This window comes from Pseudomonas sp. D4002 (assembly GCF_013385665.1).
Classification (GTDB): Bacteria; Pseudomonadota; Gammaproteobacteria; order Pseudomonadales; family Pseudomonadaceae; genus Aquipseudomonas.
In genome coordinates this window covers 8,688-10,963 of sequence record NZ_JACAPN010000069.1, presented here as the reverse complement: position 1 = coordinate 10,963, position 2,276 = coordinate 8,688, and the positions used below count along the sequence as shown (strand labels likewise).

The 2,276-nt window shown below is 60.8% G+C and carries 1 protein-coding gene and 1 pseudogene (1 of these 2 only partly in view); one reads left to right on the top strand and one right to left on the bottom strand.

What is annotated here, in order from left to right; all coding sequences use genetic code 11:
• Nucleotides 1-352 (top strand): annotated as a pseudogene (locus HX824_RS32205) (sigma 54-interacting transcriptional regulator); its annotated part reaches 333 nt to the left of the window's first position; the annotation flags it as partial.
• Between the two features lie 35 nt (nt 353-387).
• Here the strand turns inward: HX824_RS32205 and HX824_RS32200 are convergent.
• Entirely contained in the window at nt 388-2,193 is a 1,806-nt protein-coding gene (locus tag HX824_RS32200) for an ABC transporter ATP-binding protein (RefSeq protein ID WP_008431180.1), read from the bottom strand.
• Nucleotides 2,194-2,276: the final 83 nt, after the last annotated feature.

Genomic DNA, 2,276 nt, shown 5'->3' with positions numbered 1-2,276 from the left:
CCACACCCTGCTGATCTGCCGCGACGGTGTGATCCAGGCCGATGACCTGCGCATGTCCAACCTGCGTATCGAACGCCAGGAAGACAGCACCACCGCCCATGACCTGCTCGACCAGGCCTTCCAGCGGCTGTTCGAAGAGCAGATAGAAAACCCCCACGAACAGGTGGAACGCAGCCTGCTCACCGCCGCCTACCGGCTGTGCCAGCACAACCAGGTGCACACCGCCGAGTTGCTGGGGCTGAGCCGCAACGTGACCCGCACCTTGCTGATCAACCTCGGTGAGCTGAAGGTCAACAAGCGCCGCCCGCTGGCCGGTGCCAAGGATGACCGGGTGCTGCACCTCTCGATCTGAACCTGACTGCGCGGCGTACCCGGTACGCCGCCTGGTCACACCACCGCTTCATCCAGCGCATCGCTGAACTGGCGACTCCACAACCGCGCATATTGCCCGCCCTGGCGCAGCAACTGTTCGTGGCTGCCGTCCTCGATCACCCGGCCATTGTCGAACACCAGGATCCGGTCCAGGTGGGCCACGGTGGACAGCCGATGCGCGACCACCAGCACGGTCTTGTCTTCCATGATTTCGTCGAGCTTGTCCTGGATAAAGCGCTCGGTGATCGAGTCCAGGCTGGAAGTGGCTTCGTCCATCACCAGGATCGGCGCGTTTTTCAGCAACACCCGGGCAATCGCAATGCGCTGGCGCTGGCCGCCGGACAATTTGACCCCACGCTCGCCCACCAGCGATTCGTAGCCGTGTTCCATGCTGTCGATAAATTCACTGGCGCCGGCGCGGTGGATCGCCTCGGCGACCTCGTCCATCGAGGCATCCAGGCGGCCGTAATGGATGTTTTCGCGAATGCTGCGGTGGAACAGGCCGGGCTCCTGGGGAATCAGGCCGATCTGCTGGTGCAGCGAATGTTGGGTCACCTCGCGCACGTCCTTGCCGTCCACCAGCACCTGGCCTTGCTGCACGTCGTAGAGACGCAGGAGCAAGCTCAGCAGGGTCGACTTGCCGGAGCCCGAAGCACCCACCAGGCCGACTTTCTGGCCGGCGGGGATGACGATATTCAGGTGTTCGAAAATCGAACGGTCACCGCCATAGCTGAAGCCGACATCGCGAAACTCGATATCGCCGCGCTTGACCATCAGCGCCTTGGCGCCGGGTTGGTCGATGACTTCATGGGGGCGGATCAGGGTGCGCACACCGTTGGCGATATTGCCGGTGGCTTCGAAGAATTCGAGAAAGCGTCGCGACAGGTTTTCCACATCGCTGATGATCAACAACGAAAGGCTGGTGGACATGACAAACGCAGCAATGTCGATACGGTGGCTGCGCCACAGGTAGAGCGCCAGCAATAACAAACCGAGCTTAAGCACTACGCCACAGGAAGCCTGGAACCAGCGAATTTTCTCCATATACCCCAGGGATCGGTAGGCAGCCGCCACCTCCTTGTCGAGGAAAGTGCCGAGGTAACTGTGCTCGAACGCATGGCGCGCAAACAGGCGGATATTGGCCAGATTGGAGACCGCATCCACCACTTTGCCGGTGCTGGTGCTGCGCGCTGCCGAATACTGTTGCGCCAGAGGATGACTGCGGCGTGCGAGGACGTAGCAGATAGCGATAAACGCCACCGACCAACCCGCCATGAACAACGCCAACAACGGCGATGCGGTCCATAGCAAGGCCGTGGCCAGGCTCAGCGTCACCAGCAGCGGGATCAGGTCGAACAACAAGATGCTCAGGGTCTGATTCACGCCCAGGGTAATTTCCGCCACCCGATGCGCCAGTGCCCCGGCGAACTCATTGCTGATGAAACGATGGGAGTGCTGCTGCAGATAGGCGAACACCACATGCGTCACAGTGCGCCGCTGCAACGGCAAGACGTGGATATGGCAGCCTGCCGATGCACGGGTAAACAGTACTTGGCACACCAGTAGCGCGCTTAGCAGTGTCAGTGGCCATTGCAGCACTTCAAAGGCACGCTCCGCTTCCAGCCCGTTGCTCACGGTGCGGGTGATCTGCCCCAGCCCCCAGGGCGTCAGAATCGAACACACCACCGCGGCGATCTGCAGCAGCAGGATAGCCAGGTACCAACCTTTGAAATGTCCGATGAAATGCCGCACAAACGCCGCCGGCGTCGATGGCAAGTGCTGGACATTCCAGGTGCGAAACAATGAAAAAGACGAGCTCATGGCCAATGACATTCCTGAATGACGCCTGTGGCCGCGCAGCTTTCAGGCAAAAATGGTGAGTGTGATCGTTCCCACGCTCTGCG